The 19,966-nt window shown below is 47.0% G+C and carries 18 protein-coding genes; 13 read left to right on the plus strand and 5 right to left on the minus strand.

Features of this window, described 5'->3' with window-relative positions:
• Nucleotides 1-30: 30 nt before the first annotated feature.
• Together nusA and rimP are read right to left on the minus strand one after the other, a co-directional pair.
• Nucleotides 31-1,590 (minus strand): transcription termination factor NusA, encoded by a 1,560-nt coding sequence (gene nusA / locus LPB67_RS08875; RefSeq protein WP_262836765.1) that lies wholly within the window; start codon nucleotides 1,588-1,590, stop codon nucleotides 31-33.
• Nucleotides 1,587-2,072 (minus strand): ribosome maturation factor RimP, encoded by a 486-nt coding sequence (rimP, locus tag LPB67_RS08880; protein WP_262836766.1) that lies wholly within the window; start codon nucleotides 2,070-2,072, stop codon nucleotides 1,587-1,589. Before rimP ends, nusA begins: the two co-directional genes overlap by 4 nt.
• A gap of 36 nt (nucleotides 2,073-2,108) precedes the next feature.
• Between rimP and LPB67_RS08885 the strand changes: the two genes are divergently transcribed.
• Nucleotides 2,109-2,420: a hypothetical protein gene (locus LPB67_RS08885; RefSeq protein WP_262836767.1), complete on the plus strand. Its 312-nt coding sequence runs from the start codon at nucleotides 2,109-2,111 to the stop codon at nucleotides 2,418-2,420.
• Here LPB67_RS08885 and LPB67_RS08890 read toward each other — a convergent pair.
• The 3 genes from LPB67_RS08890 to LPB67_RS08900 form a co-directional block, all read right to left on the minus strand.
• Nucleotides 2,359-3,558 carry a GumC family protein gene (locus LPB67_RS08890; protein WP_262836768.1) on the minus strand — a complete coding sequence of 400 codons (1,200 nt, stop codon included), beginning with the start codon at nucleotides 3,556-3,558 and terminating at the stop codon, nucleotides 2,359-2,361. The genes LPB67_RS08885 and LPB67_RS08890 overlap by 62 nt on opposite strands.
• Complete coding sequence (locus tag LPB67_RS08895) at nucleotides 3,558-5,831, minus strand: polysaccharide biosynthesis/export family protein (RefSeq protein ID WP_262836769.1); 2,274 nt, start codon at nucleotides 5,829-5,831, stop codon at nucleotides 3,558-3,560. The genes LPB67_RS08890 and LPB67_RS08895 overlap by 1 nt, the downstream gene beginning before the upstream one ends.
• Nucleotides 5,832-6,021: 190 nt before the next feature.
• Complete coding sequence (locus LPB67_RS08900) at nucleotides 6,022-7,155, minus strand: MraY family glycosyltransferase (protein WP_262836771.1); 1,134 nt, start codon at nucleotides 7,153-7,155, stop codon at nucleotides 6,022-6,024.
• Between the two features lie 616 nt (nucleotides 7,156-7,771).
• Here LPB67_RS08900 and LPB67_RS08905 point away from each other — a divergent pair.
• The 12 genes from LPB67_RS08905 (at nucleotide 7,772) to LPB67_RS08960 (ending at nucleotide 19,966) form a co-directional block, all read left to right on the plus strand.
• Nucleotides 7,772-8,869 carry an NAD-dependent 4,6-dehydratase LegB gene (locus tag LPB67_RS08905; RefSeq protein ID WP_316685163.1) on the plus strand — a complete coding sequence of 366 codons (1,098 nt, stop codon included), beginning with the start codon at nucleotides 7,772-7,774 and terminating at the stop codon, nucleotides 8,867-8,869.
• A 7-nt stretch (nucleotides 8,870-8,876) separates the two neighbouring features.
• Nucleotides 8,877-10,040 (plus strand): LegC family aminotransferase, encoded by a 1,164-nt coding sequence (locus LPB67_RS08910; protein WP_262836772.1) that lies wholly within the window; start codon nucleotides 8,877-8,879, stop codon nucleotides 10,038-10,040.
• Nucleotides 10,041-10,050: 10 nt separating this feature from the next.
• On the plus strand, nucleotides 10,051-10,851 hold the full coding sequence (locus LPB67_RS08915) for a GNAT family N-acetyltransferase (RefSeq protein ID WP_262836773.1): 801 nt from the start codon (nucleotides 10,051-10,053) through the stop codon (nucleotides 10,849-10,851).
• A 2-nt stretch (nucleotides 10,852-10,853) separates the two neighbouring features.
• A complete protein-coding gene (gene neuC, locus LPB67_RS08920; protein ID WP_262836774.1) occupies nucleotides 10,854-12,023 on the plus strand; it encodes a UDP-N-acetylglucosamine 2-epimerase in 1,170 nt (389 codons plus the stop codon).
• On the plus strand, nucleotides 12,010-12,696 hold the full coding sequence (locus LPB67_RS08925; RefSeq protein ID WP_262836775.1) for a PIG-L deacetylase family protein: 687 nt from the start codon (nucleotides 12,010-12,012) through the stop codon (nucleotides 12,694-12,696). The genes neuC and LPB67_RS08925 overlap by 14 nt, the downstream gene beginning before the upstream one ends.
• Entirely contained in the window at nucleotides 12,693-13,772 is a 1,080-nt protein-coding gene (gene neuB, locus LPB67_RS08930) for an N-acetylneuraminate synthase (protein WP_262836776.1), read from the plus strand. The genes LPB67_RS08925 and neuB overlap by 4 nt, the downstream gene beginning before the upstream one ends.
• Nucleotides 13,769-14,431: an acetyltransferase gene (locus LPB67_RS08935; protein WP_262836777.1), complete on the plus strand. Its 663-nt coding sequence runs from the start codon at nucleotides 13,769-13,771 to the stop codon at nucleotides 14,429-14,431. The genes neuB and LPB67_RS08935 overlap by 4 nt, the downstream gene beginning before the upstream one ends.
• 197 nt (nucleotides 14,432-14,628) lie before the next feature.
• Nucleotides 14,629-15,687: a nucleotidyltransferase family protein gene (locus tag LPB67_RS08940; RefSeq protein ID WP_262836778.1), complete on the plus strand. Its 1,059-nt coding sequence runs from the start codon at nucleotides 14,629-14,631 to the stop codon at nucleotides 15,685-15,687.
• Entirely contained in the window at nucleotides 15,674-16,420 is a 747-nt protein-coding gene (locus LPB67_RS08945) for a cytidylyltransferase domain-containing protein (protein WP_262836779.1), read from the plus strand. Before LPB67_RS08940 ends, LPB67_RS08945 begins: the two co-directional genes overlap by 14 nt.
• A gap of 14 nt (nucleotides 16,421-16,434) precedes the next feature.
• Complete coding sequence (locus LPB67_RS08950; protein ID WP_262836780.1) at nucleotides 16,435-17,799, plus strand: glutamate-1-semialdehyde 2,1-aminomutase; 1,365 nt, start codon at nucleotides 16,435-16,437, stop codon at nucleotides 17,797-17,799.
• Nucleotides 17,800-17,857: 58 nt separating this feature from the next.
• Nucleotides 17,858-18,631: an oxidoreductase gene (locus LPB67_RS08955; protein ID WP_262836781.1), complete on the plus strand. Its 774-nt coding sequence runs from the start codon at nucleotides 17,858-17,860 to the stop codon at nucleotides 18,629-18,631.
• Between the two features lie 78 nt (nucleotides 18,632-18,709).
• Nucleotides 18,710-19,966 carry a lipopolysaccharide biosynthesis protein gene (locus tag LPB67_RS08960; protein ID WP_262836782.1) on the plus strand — a complete coding sequence of 419 codons (1,257 nt, stop codon included), beginning with the start codon at nucleotides 18,710-18,712 and terminating at the stop codon, nucleotides 19,964-19,966.

Here is a 19,966-nt window from a genome sequence, read left to right on the forward strand (position 1 = left end):
TAAAACGCTTTAATGATCATTAACTCGGAATTATTTTGCTTCTACGAGTTTCCACGCTGCGGCCAATAAAGCTTTCGCATGATCATCATATTTAGCGTCGATGAGCTTCATCTCATCATCAGTCACATCTTCAAATGCATCTTTAATCAATTGGCGCGCACGTTCGGCAGACAAGGCCAAAATCGCTCCAAACTCGTCATACGCCAGCCCGGCAAAAGCATCCAGTGTTTTAATGCCAGCCAGACCTAGTTTGCCGGCGATCACACGGGTCATGCCTTCGAGATTGATCAGCGCATCCTCTACACCCTCAACGCCCTCTTCTGAAGCAATCGCCTCAGTCAGCAAAGCATCTCTGGCACGATTACGCAGCTCATTGACAGTATCTTCATCGAAGGCTTCAATTTCCAGCATTTCGCTGATCGGTACGTAAGCGATTTCTTCCAGGCTGGAAAAACCTTCGTCCACCAGGATGTCGGCGACTTCCTGATCCACATCGAGCTTTTCCATGAATAAAGCACGGATACCGGCAGTTTCCTGCTCTGCTTTATTCGCAGATTCTTCCGCAGTCATGATGTTGATTTGCCAGCCAGTCAGTTCGGCTGCCAGACGTACATTCTGACCGCTACGGCCAATTGCAATCGCCAGATTCTCTTCATCCACGACGACATCCATGCCATGTTTTTCTTCATCCACCATGATAGAAGACACATTCGCAGGAGCCAAGGCACCAATCACGAATTGCGCCGGGTCCTCGGACCACAACACGATATCGACACGCTCGCCGCCCAATTCACCCGTCACTGCCTGCACGCGCGAACCGCGCATGCCGACACAAGTACCGATAGGATCGATGCGTTTGTCGCTAGTGTGGACAGCGATCTTGGCGCGTACGCCTGGGTCACGTGCCGCCGATTTAATGACCAGAGAACCCTGTTCAATTTCCGGCACTTCCAGCTCGAACAGCTTCATGATGAATTCTGGCGCAGTGCGGGACAAGATCACCTGCGGTCCGCGCGCATTGCGGTCAATCCGCAAAATGTAAGCGCGAACGCGGTCACCGACACGCAAATTCTCTTTGGGAATCATCTGATCGCGCGGCAAGCGGGCTTCGATCTTGCCGGATTCAACCACGGCTTCGCCGCGTTCCATGCGCTTGATGGTGCCGGTTACCAGGGAATCGCCACGCTCCAGGAAATCCGCGAGAATTTGCTCACGTTCTGCATCACGGATACGTTGCAAGACCACTTGCTTGGTATCCTGCGCAAAACGGCGGCCTAATTCAACAGATTCAATCGGATCTTCAATGTATTCATCGACTTCGATGTCCGGATATTGCTCAACTGCCTCAAAATGCAGGATCTCCTGATCTGGCAATTGCAAACCGGCATCATCCGGGACTACGCGCCAGCGGCGATAGGATTTGTACTCACCGGTATCGCGATCAATTTCTACGCGAATATCAACTTCGCCTTCATAGCGCTTCTTTGTGGCCTGGGCCAAAGCATGCTCCAGCGCACCAAAAACGATATCTTCATCGACGTTTTTTTCACGCGCCAGCACATCAACCAATAATAAAACTTCGCGACTCATGCTTTGCGACTCCTAAAATCCACTTGCGGCACCAAACGTGCCTTATCCACATCGGCGAGCGTAAACTCCAGCATTGCCGCACCGTCTTTACCTTCAAATTCCAACTTCAACGTATCGCCTTCAGGCTCATGCAATACGCCTTCAAATGTTTTACGATTTGCCGCACCCGCCATAGGCAAGCGCAACTTGATCGTCGCCTTCTCGCCTGCAAAGCGGACAAAATCGGCTAATTTCTTGAGTGGCCTGTCAAGACCAGGGGAAGAAATCTCCAAGCGCTCATAAGCCACATTTTCAACCGTCAATACGTGCGACAACTGATGACTGACCTTCTCACAATCTTCGACTGTGATATTGCCTTTCTCCAGATCTGCCGGCAAATAATCGATGTAGATCCTGAACAAGCCACGCTCTGCCCGCTCAAAATCCACCAGATCGTATCCAGTGCCATTAACGGTTTTCTCAATTAACTCCAACAAAACCAAACTATTCTCCGATCAACGCAAGCCATTATGTATAGAATGAAATTAACACTAGGCAATAAAACAAAAAAAAATGGGCTACTGCCCATCTTTATTTTAGCGCCCAGATTTCAAATCAATAAGGCATCCTCTGCTAACTACCAGATTATAAACGAATATTTACCTAATCGCAATGAAGAATCTGGCAAAACGACCAGATCCGTGGCACAAAAATCCGTCAATTCAAAACAAAACCGCATGCTTTTGCATGCGGTTTTTGTCGATCAACGAACTGGCAAGGGAAAGCAAGTCACAGATAAGATTTTAGTAAACGCCATTTTTCCTGCTCTTCCGGCGTCTTTGGGCGATTGAGCGCCTCAGATACAAAGGCTGCGACAAAGGCCAGTATCAAGCCGAAGAAAGCGGCTGCAATCGTTATCAGGGCGCGCTGGGGCTTGAATTTGCGTTCGGGCTCGATTGCCTTATCCAACACCTGAATCAAGGGGATATCCTTCGCCTCGTCAAGACGGGCAACCTCATATTGCTTGGCAAGCAGTTCATACAGCATCTGGTAATATTTCACATCGCGCAAAGTTTGGACACTGCTGTCACCGCCATCTTTTGGTTTAACTGCAGGTTCAGAGGTTGCCGTTGCGCTTTGGGAGCCTTTTTCCAGCTTGATCAACTCCTGCTGCATACCAAGCAACTCTTGATTGGCGCGCTTGTATTCGTTATTACCCGGCGTCACAAATGCCTGCATCGCTTTAAGCTGAATTTCCTTGGCAGATATCCCTGCCCGCAATCTGGCAACGGTTTCCAGAACAGCTTTGCTTTGAGCATCAACACTCAGCATTCCCTTACTATCCAGGCCGTTTGCCAGCGATATTTCTGCCGAAATCATCTTATCTTTGGTTAACTCCAATTGTTTTTCAAAAAACACCCGGCGTTGCGAGGCTTCGGTCAATGCAAATTTACCGGTCAGAGCCACCAATTCCTCCACATAGGCATTGGTAATGGCGGCGGCAAGCTTGGGGTCCTTGTCTTCGAATTCGATAGAGATAATATTGTCCTTACCGGACGCTATCACTGAATTCGCGTCAAATTCTTTCCTGGCATTTTCTAAAAATTTAGCTTCGTAGCGTTTTTGCAAGTCGAAGCGCTGAATCAATTTATCTGAAATTGCCCGGCTTTTAAGCATGCCTATGTACAAATCATTCGGACTTTTCAATCCCAACGCAGCACCGGCACCACCTGCCAAGCCACCAAGCTGACTCAGCATGGCTGATGCGGTCGACTGACTTTGCTGCGGTGGTAAGATTTTGGTATTCGCTTTATAAACATTTGGCATCACCAGACTGATTAATAAGCCTGCAACGCCAAATCCCACCGGATACAGCAAAAATTTTCTCTTATGCTTCGCCAAAGTGAGCAAGACATCCATCAGACTGATGCCATCGTCATCTTCATTCGTTTGAGCCGGCTGCTCTTGATTCAATGTAGTCATACTCATTATTTCAAAGTCTTAATCGCAGCCGCACCCAAGCCAAATCCGGAGAGAATTTGCGCCCAGTCTTTCAAGCCGTTCGTGAATGCCTTGTAAGCGGTTTCTTTATTTAAACGCTCGGGAACCACGATACTATCACCAGGCATCACTTCGGCAGAATTAATGCTGGAGAACCATCCACGTCCCACTGAAGAGAGCACCGTCCCATTTGCCCGCAAAACGAATATGCCATCAATATCGGCTTCGGAAGTCGGTCCTGCATCAGCCAGGTATTTCTCAACCGTCATCCCTTTGTGCCAGATAATCGATGCCTCCTGGCTCACGGCGCCAAATACATGCACAAAATCAGGACGACTAGGTATGACTAACTGATCGCCATTTTCCAATTTAAGTGCGGGCAATTTGTTAAAATTGTCGTCGTTCGCTGCGAGACCAAATGAAATGCGTCCGGTCGCCTTTAATTCACGCATTTTTGCCAACACCTGAGCGCTGGCCTCTTGTTCCGCCTTGAGTTTTAAAGCCGTTGTTTGGGCATCGACAACGCCTGATTGATTTGCCGCAGCCTTCGCATTTTCAGTACGGATTTGCGTCTCCAGACGACGTACTGCCTTTTCCAGATTCGCCTGCTGTTCCTGACGCACCTTCTCGCGGTAAAACTCGGTGCCATACAAATAGGCATTCGCGGTCGTACCACCCGCCTTCGCAATCAGCGACTGAACGGTTTCCCCAGACCCCATCTGGTACACGCCCGGCGCATTTACTTCACCCTCAATGCGTGCAAAGACTTTACGTTTTGCGACCGGAACCTGAATATCGTTTTGCGAAAAAACCGTAATCGCATCACCTGCCTGCAAACGCAGATTATCTTCACTATCTGGGTTATCCATGGCACGCCCGAGATTAAACGGTACCAGACTTACATTCAAAGTTGCACGATCAACACGCTCAACTACCGCATAATCCCAGTTCACATCATCAATCAGATTGCCGATGCGGGAAGCTATTGAAGATGTATTTTCCTTGACTTGCTTTTTATTGTCGCCAAAAACATTTTTGACATTATTTTCGTCACTATTAACGTCCTCATTCCTCTGAATTAAGGCGTCATTCTGACGCTGCACGGATGCCCGCGTAATCAAAGCTTCGCGATTCGGAATCAGATCACGGACACGCATACCCGGTCTGAATGGCACTCGCAACGCCTGATTGACATTGCCGCGTAAAGTCACGGCATTAGAAAAATCCGGCGTGATCGATGTAACAGTCAACAAATCACCATTCTTGAGCGCCTTGGCCAGACCAGTCTGGTTCAAAGCAAACTCCTCCACCGTACGCGGCTGAGACTTGTTTGGATCAATGCGCTCTAAAAATGCGCGGCGTGGATCTGCGATTACCGGCATACCGCCAGCAAGGTCAAGAATGCTCGCAACAGACTCGTTTGCAGACTTCAACTCGTAAATCGCCGGCGCATTCACTTTACCGGTTAATGCAACATATCCTGTTGCCGCTGGAATATAGATCGTGTCGCCATCTTGCAGTTTCACGTCATTACTCTTGTCGCCCTTGGCAATGAATGAATACAAGTCGAGACTACCGACAACCTTCCCTTGTCGCTTCACCTGGACATTACGCATGGAACCAGTCAAATTCGGTCCGCCACTGACCAGCAATGCCGTCACCAAAGTTGAAAAACCGGATACCGTATAAGAACCCGGTTTCTTCGCCTGTCCCACGACATAGACAGTAATCGCGCGCAAGCGGCCAAAGCTGACGCTGACAGCGACATCACGATAGAGCTTCCCAATAGAAGATTTGATGACTGCATCGGCCTCACCGGCCTTTACACCCGCCATGGAGATGGTGCCTATCGTCGGGATATTAATCAGGCCGTTACGATCAACGGTCGCACGATAGTCAATATCGACACTACCCCAGGCGCGGATCAACACCTCGTCACCGGCACCCAGTACATAATCCGAAGGAATCGGCGTATCTTGCAACGGAGCAAAGCTAGATGGCGCACGAGAAAAGAACTCCTCGCCAAATAAGGGCAACTGTTTGCCAGTTGCATACTCGACGAAATTCTGGAATTCGCTTTTTTCCTGCTTTTTATTTTTCACAAAATAATTAGCGTCTTCTGCGGCTGATCGGGAGTTGAATGCGGCGTTAGTACCATCACCAACATTACCGGCAGCATTATTCTGGTTGAGCGATTGATTAGTAATGCGCGGAGCTTTGCTGACTCCCAATGAGTTCGCTGAATACTCACCGCCGGTCATTAAATCTTGAGTGTTTTGAAAATTAGTTTGCTGCGCAAAAACGGTATTTGCAACAAGAACAGCAAAAATGGGAAACGTACTCTTCATTATTCGATGCATAGGTAAGTACTTTAATAATTTATCGGGTTTATTTCAGTTCAAAATACCGGGGCTTTCCACCCCAGATACAGCCAGCATCTATCTTGTCTTATTAAACACTGGATTCCATTTTGGATTCATCAGAATCGGACGCATCACCACCAACCGTCATCCAGCGCTTAATTTTAAAACGCACAATCATTGCATAAAAAATGCAATAACTCAAAATAAACAAGCCCGTAAAGAACAAGATCATCGGCGTACTGGACCAGAATAAAATTGCCGGAACAATCGAAAACGCAGTCAATCCCCACAGGTATGGGGCAGTGAGTGAATTACGTCTGATCATATGTTCCGCTTTTTTAGAACCGATCATATAGCGCACCAAACGCTTGTAAACCAGAGAGTGCAAGTGAATCGCATCGGGCAAGCCGGCCGGTAAACCACGGATAACTTTACGGCGATAAATAGAAAAAACCGTTTCCCATACCGGGTAGATAACGAGTAATAAAGGGAACCAGGGCGACACAGCCGGATTACGATACACCAGCATCACACAAATCTCGGCGACCACAATTCCCCATAAATAAGCACCGCCATCTCCTGCAAAAATGCTACCGCGAGGATAATTCCAAAACAAAAATCCGATAGTCGCACCTATCATTGCGATACATTGCCCAAGCAAAAATGTGTCGTGAACCTGATAACTCACATACGCCAACGCCGACAAAATCATCACAACAACAAAACCAGCCAAGCCATTAAAACCGTCGATGATATTCATCGCATGGGTAATGCCGCCTACTGCCAACATAATCAACAAGGCATTCAATACAATATAGCTTGCTACCAAATGATCCAGAAGGGGCAAACCAAGTCGTACTAACTTGGCATCGAGTAACCACATACCCAATAATGCAGCGAAAAAAGCCGCTAGCAGGCGTTTTAGCGGACTAACTTTCTTGGTTAAATCTTCCGTCATTCCAGCCAACCACACTGGTAAGACAGTGACAATAAACGGCAAGCTGTTTAAATTCCACTCGCCAAAATACATGATTGTCATTCCAGCCAACAAACCAACAAATATAGGTAAGCCTCCTATACGTGGCGTGGCACCGTGATGCATCTTCTGCGGCCCCGACCCCACATGGTCAGAGGATATATGCTGATGAGCATGCTTAAACAGAATCAATCCAAAACAAATAAACCAAGAAGCCGCCAAGGACACCGACAACACTTCAATCATGAAAAACTTTCAAATATTTAACGTTCAACGTATTTAAATCACTAAAAGGTACCGACAAAAAAAATTAAAATCTGTCCATAGACTATCTCAAAAAAATGCGAAGTAGCCTATTTTACATTTTTCTGCAATGCCACATGCCCAATAAATGCATAGTTACATCAAATACTCGTCAATGAGATTCAATCCATCCTTTTTTTGGGGAAATATTTTTCGCGAAATGTGGACAAAGCTGCAAGGTAACGGATAGAATTGCTTCGATTCTTGTATAAATTTATTTGCCACACTATCTAACTGAACATGCCGTAGCATTTTTAGGTAGCGCCGCAAACAAAATCATGTCAAGTTCATGACAAATCACCAAATTAAAATGTGAGGAATTACTCATTTTTGGGTTGTGTTTTTCTTGCGGAAAAACTCGAATTTCATTCAACGAGAATTCGTGAAAAGATTGAAAGTGCGTGTTGAAGAACTGAGTTATTGCTTTAAAGCGCTGATGGCAAAAGACTGAGTAAATATGTAAAACTTCAACTGTTCCAAAAGCAAATTTGTGTACGCTTACATCTCACCCTGGAGATAGGGAAAGTGGTGCTGATCAGTCGATTTCTCGCGCGCAAGTATGGAAGAAGAATACGAAACGCTGAAAGTTGAAATCAAATCGTTGAAACATGAATTCGAAGGTATCGAAATTCGTAAGTCGCCGAATTACGCCTTAAAAAGAACTGGTACAGAAAAAATGAAGAATATTTTGGTCACTGGAGCAGACGGGTTTATTGGCTCTCATCTAACCGAAATGCTGGTCAGGGAAGGTTATAACGTAAAAGCGTTATCTCAGTACAACTCGTTTAATTATTGGGGATGGTTAGAGGATATAGATTGCCGTAAAGACGTAGAAGTCCTAAATGGTGATATTCGGGATCCCCATTACTGTAAGCACATTACAAAAGATGTGGATACAGTATTTCATTTGGCAGCTTTAATTGCTATCCCTTACTCCTATCTTGCCCCTGATAGTTACGTGGATACCAATATCAAAGGCACCCTTAATATCTGCCAGGCCGCTCTTGAGAATGGAGTGAAACGAGTTATTCATACCTCCACCAGTGAAGTCTACGGTACTGCGCAGTACGTGCCGATTGACGAAAAGCACCCACTGCAGCCGCAATCACCTTACAGCGCTTCTAAAATCGGTGCCGATGCGATGGCTATGAGTTTCCACAATGCTTTTGATCTGCCTGTAACAATAGCTCGCCCCTTCAACACATATGGGCCTCGCCAATCCGCACGAGCGGTAATTCCGACGATCATTAGCCAGATTGCCAGCGGCATGAAACAGATCAAACTAGGAGACATTACACCAACTCGCGACTTCAACTATGTCACCGACACTTGCCGCGGCTTTTTGGCATTGGCACGTTGCAATAAAGCAATCGGTGAAATCGTTAACATCGGATCCAATTACGAAATCACCGTTGGTGATACGTTGAAGCTGATCCGCGAACTAATGCAAAGCGATGTGGAATTTCTGATCGATGAACAACGATTACGCCCCGGCAAATCGGAAGTATTCCGGCTATGGTGCGATAACAGCAAAATTCGCGAATTGACTGGCTTTGCACCGGAATACAATATTCGCGACGGATTGCGGGCGACAGTAGAGTGGTTCACTCAACCCGAAAATCTTACCAAATACAAAACTAATATTTACAACGTTTGAGTTCGATATGTTTGATGCCTTAATACGCTTTATCAGAGAGCAATATCGTACAAACGAATTTATCCCGCTTCATGCGCCAGTTTTTAATGGGCGAGAACGAGAATATGTAACTGAAACTATCGATTCAACTTTTGTTTCAAGTGTCGGGGCCTTCGTCAACCGTTTCGAAGCCAATATGGCCACCTATACCGGCAGCCCCCGGGCAGTGGCCACAGTCAATGGTACGGCAGCACTGCATGTGGCGTTGCGCCTAGCCGGTGTGCAGCCAGGCGAATTAGTCATAACTCAACCGCTGACTTTCGTCGCCACTTGCAATGCAATCACTTATTGCATGGCTGAACCGCTATTCATTGATGTTGATCGCCATACGATGAGTTTGTCGCCAACAGCTCTTGACGCATGGTTGGGTGAACACGCGCAAATTGGTGATGACGGATTTTGCCGGACGCGCATAGAGGGCAAGGTGATCCGGGCTTGCATACCAATGCATACTTTCGGCCACCCGGCCGAACTGGATGGTTTGGTTGATGTGTGTTCTCGCTGGAGGCTCATGCTGATCGAAGATGCAGCCGAATCCCTTGGTAGTTTTTACAAAGGACGCCACACTGGCACCTTTGGTGGGATGGGCACACTCAGCTTCAACGGAAACAAAATTATTACTACTGGTGGTGGGGGTATGGTACTTACCGACGACGTGTTCGGTGAGCGAGCCAAACACCTCACAACCACAGCTAAGAAGCCTCACCCTTATGAGTTTTTCCATGATGAAGTGGGTTACAACTATCGACTACCCAATCTAAATGCAGCATTGGGTTGTGCGCAATTGGAACAGATCGAATCCTTCGTCGCAGCAAAGCGACAGTTAGCCCTACGCTATGCCGAACAACTCGAAGGCAGTCCTCTGCATTTCTTCCGTGAGCCTGAACACTGTCGCTCGAATTATTGGCTCAATGCCATTATTTGTGACAGCTTTGAACAGCGAGTTGCTTTACTCAAAGCAACTAACGACGCCAGTGTAATGACGCGCCCCATTTGGCAGCTCATGAATCGTTTACCCTGTTTTACTCACTGCCGCCGAGGCGACCTATCTAACGCTGAATGGTTGGAAGAGCGGGTGGTAAATTTACCTAGTAGCGTGCCCGCAACTAGCACCTCAGAGTTTTTAACGTAAGTAAATAAACATGAAATTGATAAGCCTTAATAGTAAAACCGAGCTGCAATCGCATGAAAATGCAATCGCGGCCTTATTTCTGGATTGCTTCGGCAAGCCGATTTCAGAGGCATTATGGCGCTGGGCATATCTAGATAATCCACACGGTGATCCCGTCGTGTCGTTGTGCTACGATGGTGACATACTAGTCGGTCACTACGCAATGATCCCTATGCCCTTATCTCTGCAAGAGCAACGGATCAACTCCTATCTATCGATTACAACCATGGTAACGGAATTGCAACGTAAAGCTGGTTTATTTGCTCAACTGGGAGACTTGACCTATCAGCGCGGACTTGAACTCGGTATCGATTTCGTCATGGGTTTTCCCAATGCCCTGGCAACGCCTGGCCGTAAAAAAAGACTCCAATGGAATATACCTGCGCCCGATTTCGTGGCTTCACTCAAAAAAAGTGAATTACTTGAAAAAGCAAAAGAGACAGATTTTTTTTCCAAGAAGAGTTGGCGTTTGAACCTAAATGATGAAATTAGTCGCTGCTGGCGGCTATCGCGCCCGGGTGGTGATTACCACTGGGATAATGGGCTAGCATACAAGAAGTTCGGTGATAGCATAGATCTCATGTATTTCTTTAGTATTAACGAGCTTGAGCGTCTCCCCGAAGACTGCAAGATCAATGTGCTGGTGCCAGCTACAGCGGATGCTTTTCGATCCTACTGGGTGTTCGATTACCAGTTTGGTGGGCGATCACTGCGAATGCCATTCAATTCGGAAATGATTATGCGCCAGATGGCTCTTTCCGACGTCTTTTGAAGATGCGTAAAATTCTCGCCTTAACATCAATCCGATCAGAGTACGATCTGATGAGTCGGGTGTATCAGCGTCTGCATTCTGATTCACAAGTAGAGTTTCGTTTGTTGGTATCCGGCGCTCATTTGTCACCTTCTTTCGGTTTTACGATTCAAGATATCAAAAAAGATGGACTGCCCATATTGGCAGAGGTGGAAACGTTAATCAGCGCCGATAGTTCTTCCGCCAGGTTAAAAACAGCATCTATTTTGCTAGGTGCATCGATTGATATCATTAAGGCTTATGAGCCGGACCTGATAATTTTCGCCGGTGACCGGGAAGATGTACTTGTTGGAGCCATGCTGGGTAGTTTTCTCGGTATTCCGACTGCACATTTCTTCGGTGGCGATCACGCGGCAGATGGACATGTCGACAATCCAGTGCGTCACGCCACATCTAAATTGGCTTCGACGCATTTTGTCAGCATTTCAGAGCACCGCGAGCGGTTGTTGCGATTGGGTGAAAGCGCAAACCGAATCTTTGTGATTGGTAGTGTTGCACTAGATAAATTTGTTGTTGAGCCGGCGTTACCTTTGGCACATGTGCTTGGAGCGATGGCTGCCAAGCCGCATGCGTATCAAGCGCCATTGGCTCTTTTGATTTTCCACCCGATCGACTCCGAGAAACATGTTTCACATGAGTATCTGACTAATGCGACCCAAGCGCTTGTCGAAAAGGGGTTCCACGTTTGCCTTGGCTCACCTAACACGGATCCTGGCAACTTCAAGTTAAATCAATTGTTGGACCAGCTAGCCTTACATGATCAAGTAACCTGTTACCGCAACCTGTCGCGGCCTCAATTCATTAATCTTTTCCAGCATGTTGCGCTCATCGCAGGCAATTCTTCTGCCGGCATTCTGGAGGCGGCCACGCTGAAGATTCCAGCTATCAACATTGGCGAGCGTCAGCGCGGCCGTTTATGTGGTGAAAACGTTCTATTCTCCGGCGGTGAGCTAAGTAACATACGTGCAGCACTTGAAATTGCCCTTTCACCAACCTTCACCGAAATGCTGCGTACATTGCGCAATCCCTATGGTGACGGCCACAGTGCCGACGCTGCTGTTGATTTGCTAAAAACGCTGCCGTTCGACGAATTTCTGCGTAAACCTGAAGATCCATTACATGCCGACCATTGACCAACAACACGTCGTTCTGTGCATTGCCCCACATCCTGATGATGAAACGCTGGGTTGTGGCATGACCCTTTTGCGTCACATAGCAGAGGGTGCAGCCGTGCACTGGTTAATCATGACTACCATGCATCCGGAACAAGGTTTCAGCGCTGAGCGCATTGCAAGCCGAAATACCGAAATCGAGCAGGTAGCTCGCGCTTACGGCTTTTTCAATGTGCATCATGCCAGTTTACCGACCACGCAGTTGGATACGCTTTCTATGAGCGAGATGGTAGGTGCGGTGGCGAAGGTTGTAGGTGCGATTCGACCAGAGACAGTCTACCTGCCCTACCGCAACGATGTGCACAGTGATCATGCTGTGGTTTTCGATGCTGCAGCAGCATGTTGTAAAAATTTCCGTTACCCAAGTATCCGGAGGGTTTACGCCTACGAAACTCTCTCTGAGACCGAATTTGGCTTAAGACCTGACGACACTGGATTCCGTCCCAATCTATTTGTCGATGGAACTCCATGGCTTGATCGCAAGATCGAAGTTATGAATCTGTTCAAAAGCGAAATGGGTGAATTCCCCTTCCCGCGTAGCGAGGAATGTCTACGCGCACAGGCGATGTTGCGCGGTAGTCAATCCGGAGTGCGTGCGGCTGAAGCTTTCATGATTCTTAAGGAAATCCGATGAGTCCTCAATCTGTATATGTGATTGCTGAAGCTGGAGTCAACCATAATGGTCAGCGCGATTTAGCGTTTGCGCTAGTGGATGCTGCCGCGGAAGCAGGCGCTGATGCGGTGAAATTCCAAACCTTCAATGCTACCAAATTGGCGGCAAAGACAGCACCCAAGGCTGCGTATCAGAAGGTCAGTACTGACGCAACCGAAAGTCAAATGGAAATGCTTCGGAAGCTGGAACTAGCACGCGAATGGCACATAGAACTGCAGACGCATGCTCGCCATAAAGGACTCGAATTCCTTTCAACAGCGTTTGACGCAGATAGTCTGGAATTTTTAGTTAAGCTTGAAATACCTCTGTTTAAAGTTCCATCAGGAGAATTAACAAATGCTCCTCTCTTGTGGAAATTCGCACGCACCAGAAAACCTCTGGTGATATCAACTGGAATGGCAACGCTTTCAGAAGTGGAGCAAGGTTTAGCGGTAATTGCGCATGCTCTCAATAACAGCACTGAGCCAAAGAGCTTGGAAGAAGTTTGGCGCGGCTGGAGTCGTCCAGACTGGAGAAGCAGTTTGCACGGGCATGTAACTCTGCTGCATTGCACTTCACAGTATCCAACTCCGTTGGCGGAGGTTAACTTGAAGGCAATGGACACATTGGCGAATGCTTTTGGTCTCGATGTGGGTTATTCCGATCATACCGAAGGCATTCTTATCCCTATCGCAGCTGTAGCGCGTGGCGCTCGCTTGATCGAGAAGCATTTTACGCTGGACCGTAACCTGCCTGGCCCTGATCATCAAGCGTCTCTTGAACCTGCGGAGTTGAAACAAATGATCCGTGAGATACGGGCTCTGTCTGAAGCCATTGGTGATGGTAGCAAGGCACCTCAAATCAGTGAATGGGACACGCGTCAAGCTGGGCGTCAGCAGGTTATTGCTAGCCGCGATATTTCAGTTGGCGCCACAATTTGTCGCGAGGACTTGGAAACCGCCCGCTGTGGACATGGATTACCAGCGTCAGCGCTGTGGGAAATGGTTGGTAAATTGGCCCAGCGCAGTTACACGGCGGGCGAGATAATCGAGACATGACTGCGTTGCATTCAGATATTCTGCGATTGATAATCCTCGGTGGCGGCGGCCATGCCAAGGTATTGCATGCGCTTTTACAGGCATGTGGGCACCCTGTCGTAGGTATTTGTGATCCACAACTTTCAGCAGAAGGAGCACGTTTATGGCGAGGCATACCTGTTTTAGGTGGTGATGAGGCACTCGAATGTTTAGATCCGCAAGTATATGGATTAATTAACGGAGTTGGGCAAATGCCACGGCAAAATACTCGTCGGAGACTGTATGAGTTATGGCGAGAAAAAGGTTTTTCATTTCCTCCGTTAGTACATCCCTTTGCTTGGATTTCCGAAGATACTCATTTGTCAGACGGTGTACAGGTGATGGCCGGCGCCGTGTTGCAATCAGAGTGCGTAATCGGAATGAATACCATAGTCAATACCCGCGCCAGCGTAGATCACGATTGCAGAATTGGGGCTCATGTGCATATAGCACCGGGAGTAACACTGTGCGGTGGTATTAACGTTGCCGAGCATGCTTATATCGGTGCAGGGGCGACAGTTATTCAAGGCATTTCAATTGGAAGCGATGCCATAGTGGGAGCTGGTGTGACCTGCGTACGGAACGTCAAACCAGGCAGCGTGCTCCTCGGTACAGCTATGCGTCTGAAATTAACAGATTAGACGATCAATATCAGAACCACGAAACCAATTTTTTATATCGGAACTCAGCACAAACTTATTATTTTAATTTTATTTATTTGGTTAGTCCAATTTACTGCTTATTCACACCATGATGGCAATTGCCAAGATCGTGATGTGCTATAGTCTCGACCCTGAAAACCCATTGGCGTTCCAGCACATCCTTTGACAAACAATACATGAATAGTTGGCAAGCTTCCCTTATTGGACCTAACATTACGCTTCGCGAGGCACTCGAGGCTATTGATCGTACCGGAGCTCAAATGGCCGTAGTCGTAGACGAAAATGGGCGCTTGCTAGGCACAATTTCAGATGGTGATGCTCGCCGGGCACTACTTAGCGGCCTAAGCATGAGCGACAGGGTTGCCAGAGTGATGAACCAATCACCGAAGACTGTCCTGGAAAAGGATAGCCCCTTGGCGATATTATCTTCGATGCGGCGTACTGGGCTGCATCAATTGCCGGTAATCACAGAAAATCGCGTGGTGGTAGGGTTAGCACTTATCAACGATTATCTCAAAGCTACGCCACGTGATAACTGGGTGGTCATTATGGCAGGTGGCCTTGGCTCCAGACTTCAGGAACTTACACGCGACACTCCCAAACCGATGCTGAAGGTGGGATCGCGCCCCCTGCTGGAAACTATCATCCGTAGTTATGCAGATCAGGGGTTTCATAATTTTTACCTTGCTGTCAATTATAAAGCCGAACAAATCGAAGAGTACTTTGGCGACGGACACGAATTCGGAGTAGAAATATCTTATCTTCGCGAAGAACAGCGATTGGGAACTGCTGGAGCACTGAGCCTTTTGCCACGACGCCCAAATCATCCAATTGTAGTGACTAATGCAGATCTTCTTACCAAGGAAGATTTTGGCCACATGGTAGATCAGCATTCCGCATCCAATGTAGCGGCGACTATGGGTGTTCGACACTATGAAATGCAGGTTCCTTTTGGCGTCGTCAACGTCAGGGACAGTTTTATCCATTCAATCGAAGAAAAACCCCTGCATAGCTATATCGTTAGTGCGGGCATTTATGTGCTATCGCCGACAATGCTGGATCTTGTACCCTCTAACCAATTTTTTGATATGCCATCCCTCTTTGAGGCAGGGATACAGATTGGTCACAAAGCGCGAGCTCATCAGATTAACGGATATTGGCTAGATATCGGGCGGATATCTGACTACGAGCGTGCTAACAAGGAATATTTGGGTATTTTTGATGATAGAAAATAAAACTGTACTCGCAATCATCCCTGCTAGGGGAGGCTCAAAAGGCCTTCCGGGTAAGAATAAGAAAATTCTTGCCGGCAAACCACTTGTTGCATGGCCGATTGAGTCGGCGGTTGGTTGTTGCTTCATAGACAAGGTGTTGGTAACCACGGACGATCAAGAAATTCAAGAAATCGCTAAGGCACATGGCGCTGCAGCGCCCTTTCTGCGACCAGCGAAATTTTCGTCAGATTCCGCAAAATCTATTGATGCCATACTTCATGCAATTGATTGGCTGGAGGCTAAGAATGAAAAATTTGACTATACGGTGCTATTGGAGCCCACTTCTCCGTTGACAACGGCAGAAGATATTTCCCAAGCCCTGCAAAGATTGGTTGCATCCAGAGAAATTGCGGATTCCATTGTAGGGATCTCGAATGTGGAGGGAACCCACCCCGAATATGATGTGAGATTGTCGAAAAATGAACTTATTCAGCCATTCCAAGCGCCAAATTTTCAATCTCTTAAAAGAAGGCAGGAGCTTGAAGAGTTATTTTTCTTGGAAGGTTCTCTTTACATCAGTGACACAGAAGTATTAAGGAGAGAACGGAATTTTTACCACGCGCGAACGCTTGGCTTCAAAGTTCCAAGGTGGAAGTCAATTGAAATTGACGAGATTATTGATTTTTTGTTCGTAGAAACAATTATAAAAAATATGCACCTGTTTGATGTCAAAGAAAATAAGTCTGCCAAATGAATGGAGTTTCTACCGTGTCTGATACCAAAGAGAATTCTGAAATTTTATATGCGACAACACCTTCCGCCAGATTGAATAAGGTGATTCCAGGAGGCGCGCACACATACTCACGAGGAGATGATCAGTATCCGTCTAACGCTCCACAAATTCTAGAGCGCGGGAAAGGTTCTTATGTTTGGACTCCTGAAGGTCAGCAATTTTTAGACTATGGCATGGCATTACGAGCGGTCTCAATTGGTTATGCCGAACCATCGATCAACGCAGCTGCAATTCGAGGGCTGGAGGCTGGTAACAGTTTAACGCGTGCCTCCATGATTGAACTTGAAGCCGCAGAACGTCTTGTTTCCATGATCGATTCGGTCGATATGGTGAAATTCACGAAGAACGGGTCGACCGCGACTTCTGCCGCAGTCAAGCTGGCTCGTGCCTATACCGGACGTACCCTGATCGCCCGCTGTGCTCAGCATCCATTTTTCTCCTATGACGACTGGTTTATTGGATCCACTCCAATTACTAAGGGTATTCCTCAGGAAACGATCAATCAAACCAAGACTTTCGGGTACAACGATATTGACTCCCTCAAGACTTTGATTGCTGAATATCCTGACAAGATCGCTTGCGTAATTCTTGAGCCAGCATCAATGGAATGTCCTGCGACAATCGCCCCCCCCATGGGTAACGGCAAGCCGCGAAATTTTTTGCAGGAAGTGGAAGATGTCTGCAATACTCACGGCATTGTTTTTATCCTGGACGAAACTATTACGGGTTTCCGTTGGGATATGAAAGGTGCGCAACACACCTACGGGGTCAAGCCCGATTTGTGTACTTTCGGTAAGGCTATGGCCAATGGTTTCTCCGTCGCAGCTGTAGCGGGACGACGTGAGATTATGGAGCTTGGTTCGATCGACAAACCAGGAAAAGAACGTCTGTTTCTCCTATCCACCACACATGGTGCTGAAATGTCAGGACTTGCGGCCTTCTTGGCTACTATGAATTTTCTTGAGGAAAATAAGGTCATCCCACATCTGTGGTCTTATGGTGAAGCACTGTCCAAAGCAATTAATCAGGTATCTGCCGCACACGGCTTGTCGAACCATTTTTCGGCAGCAGGGCCGGCGGCAAATCCTTACTACGCCACAGTCAAGGATGATGGAACTCCATGGTTCGAGCTTAGAACCTTGTTTGCGCAAGAAATGATCAAGCAAGGTATTTTGATGCCTTGGCTGGCTTTCTCTTACCGACATGGCAACGACGAACTAGAGCGAACTCGTGTTGCGCTTGATCATGCAATGCATATATGTGCCCGAGCGGTAAATGAGGGTATGGATAAATATCTTGCTGGTCCTGCGATCAAACCGGTATTCAGGAAATACAATTGATTGGCTACCTGCATCAAAGCGTTTTAAATTTTCTAATAAATTTTCTAATAGTTGAGATATGTTATTAACTGACAAAGTCGTTGTCATTACGGGCGGTGCTGGACAAATAGGTCAAGAACTGGTTAAGGCGGTAATCGCCCAAGGGGGCATAGCAATCATTGCAGATGTCAATCAAGAGTTTGGTGAGCGGACAAAAGAAAAGCTCAGTCAACAACTGGAGACTACGTCGATTGACTTTATACAATTAGACATTACGTCGAAAGACTCAATCATTACGATGATTGAACAGCTAAATCGACGTTATGGACGTATCGACGCTCTTGTCAATAACGCCTACCCTCGAAACAGAAACTATGGGCGATCGTTTTTCGATGTTGAATACGCTGATTTTTGTGAGAATCTTGGACTGAATTTGGGCGGGTATTTTTTGATGAGTCAGCAACTAGCTACTTACTTCAAAAAACAGGGGGAAGGCAACATCATCAACATTTCCTCGATTTATGGCGTCATCGCGCCTCGGTTCGAAATATACGAAGGTACGTCGATGACCATGCCAGTAGAATACGCAGCGATTAAGTCTGCGCTAATACATCTTACTAGTTATATGGCGAAATATTTCAAAGGAACGAATATCCGGGTTAACGCGATTAGTCCGGGCGGAGTGCTCGCCGGGCAGCCTGAATCCTTTCTTAAGGCTTATCAATCGCATTGTATGAGCAAGGGGATGCTTGATCAATCGGACATAAGTGGTGCTCTGGTGTTCCTCCTGTCTGAACAGTCTCGATTCGTCAATGGTCAAAACATTATCGTCGATGACGGATTCGTGCTTTGAATTACCAGCAACTTGCATTTAAATTGCCACACAATGGCATAAATGACCTGTCTGCGATTACTTTCTCCATAATATAAATTGACTCAAACTACGAAGCGATCTTTTCTCATCTATGCGGCGGCGTATGCAATTGTAGGTGCAACACCTTTTCTGTTGCTGCCGATCTTGACCCGTTACTTGACGCCTCAGCAATTTGGCGAAGCAACTTCTTTTTTAGTGTTGACCGGTTTGCTGGGTAATTTTGCTGGACTGAGTGCGCACGGGTTCGTGGCGGCTCGTTTCTTCAAGTCTAAACCAACAGAGTTCGGAAAATTGGTGTTCAGCTCCATCGCAACATTGGCGGGTATGCATGTGATTATCTTTGTTTTGCTCGCAATTTCCTTTCCTCTATTGGCGAAATTCCTTGGTTTATCGATTGGATTTGGATTGCTGGCCGTTATCGCTGCGCTATTCCTTAATTTGAATTTACTATTCCTTACGATTTCTCAGTTTTCTGGAAATCCCTGGCATTATTTTGGGGCACGGCTGCTACAAAGCATGATTGAATTGTCAGTATGCATAGGGCTGATATTCTGGGTGTCTGCCAATGCTGAGTCGCGCATCTGGTCTTATACAGTTGCAATTGCTGCCAGTGCAGCATGGGGATTTTATCATTGCATTCGTCGAGGGCACATCGGCAATCAGATTGAAGGCAATGCAATCCGCAGCCTGCTGGTGTTCGGCTTACCCATGTTGCCGCATGTTGCCGCGGGCATGGCAATTTCTTATGTGGATCGGATAGTGGTGTCCTCATTACTCGGTGCAGAAAGTCTAGGTATTTATATGGTCGCCATGCAGGTTGGCATGTCCATACTCGCACTGACCGAGCCTCTTAACAAAGCACTTGCTCCATGGCTTTTTGCGCAACTCTCTAATGGAAACGTCGAGGTTAAGCACATGGTGGTTCGTCGTACTTATCAGTTATTCGCGATACTCATTTTTGTTGGCCTAATGGTAGTAATTATCGCTGATCTCTTGTTTGATCAGTTGATTGGTCCTCATTTCGATATGGCGCATAATCTAATCCCCTGGATGGTGGCTGGATTTGTGATTCAGGGTATGTACTACAGCGTTGTCAATTACATGTTCTACGCGGAGAAAACTGGAACATTATCTGTCGTGACAGGTTCTGTAGCGATAGTTGGCAGCCTGCTTTCTTACTTATTGACCGCTCGATTTGGCCTTGCGGGTGCTGGCGTATCATTTGTGTTGATCAATAGTTTACTATTACTGATGGTTTGGATCGTCGCCTCGAAAGCAGTTCCTATGCCTTGGGCTCTAGGAATCAGGAGTTGA

It is taken from the genome of Undibacterium sp. Jales W-56 (assembly GCF_025548535.1).
Taxonomy (GTDB): Bacteria; Pseudomonadota; Gammaproteobacteria; order Burkholderiales; family Burkholderiaceae_D; genus Undibacterium.

Bases quoted from the DNA above. Each gene is read 5' to 3' on its own strand.
- nusA (WP_262836765.1), bottom strand. From the start codon at position 1,590: ATGAGTCGCGAAGTTTTATTATTGGTTGATGTGCTGGCGCGTGAAAAA.
- LPB67_RS08885 (WP_262836767.1), top strand. From the start codon at position 2,109: ATGAAATTAACACTAGGCAATAAAACAAAAAAAAATGGGCTACTGCCC.
- LPB67_RS08890 (WP_262836768.1), bottom strand. From the start codon at position 3,558: ATGAGTATGACTACATTGAATCAAGAGCAGCCGGCTCAAACGAATGAA.
- LPB67_RS08895 (WP_262836769.1), bottom strand. From the start codon at position 5,831: ATGACCGGCGGTGAGTATTCAGCGAACTCATTGGGAGTCAGCAAAGCT.
- LPB67_RS08900 (WP_262836771.1), bottom strand. From the start codon at position 7,155: ATGATTGAAGTGTTGTCGGTGTCCTTGGCGGCTTCTTGGTTTATTTGT.
- LPB67_RS08905 (WP_316685163.1), top strand. From the start codon at position 7,772: ATGGAAGAAGAATACGAAACGCTGAAAGTTGAAATCAAATCGTTGAAA.
- LPB67_RS08910 (WP_262836772.1), top strand. From the start codon at position 8,877: ATGTTTGATGCCTTAATACGCTTTATCAGAGAGCAATATCGTACAAAC.
- LPB67_RS08915 (WP_262836773.1), top strand. From the start codon at position 10,051: ATGAAATTGATAAGCCTTAATAGTAAAACCGAGCTGCAATCGCATGAA.
- neuC (WP_262836774.1), top strand. From the start codon at position 10,854: ATGCGTAAAATTCTCGCCTTAACATCAATCCGATCAGAGTACGATCTG.
- LPB67_RS08925 (WP_262836775.1), top strand. From the start codon at position 12,010: ATGCCGACCATTGACCAACAACACGTCGTTCTGTGCATTGCCCCACAT.
- neuB (WP_262836776.1), top strand. From the start codon at position 12,693: ATGAGTCCTCAATCTGTATATGTGATTGCTGAAGCTGGAGTCAACCAT.
- LPB67_RS08935 (WP_262836777.1), top strand. From the start codon at position 13,769: ATGACTGCGTTGCATTCAGATATTCTGCGATTGATAATCCTCGGTGGC.
- LPB67_RS08940 (WP_262836778.1), top strand. From the start codon at position 14,629: ATGAATAGTTGGCAAGCTTCCCTTATTGGACCTAACATTACGCTTCGC.
- LPB67_RS08945 (WP_262836779.1), top strand. From the start codon at position 15,674: ATGATAGAAAATAAAACTGTACTCGCAATCATCCCTGCTAGGGGAGGC.
- LPB67_RS08955 (WP_262836781.1), top strand. From the start codon at position 17,858: ATGTTATTAACTGACAAAGTCGTTGTCATTACGGGCGGTGCTGGACAA.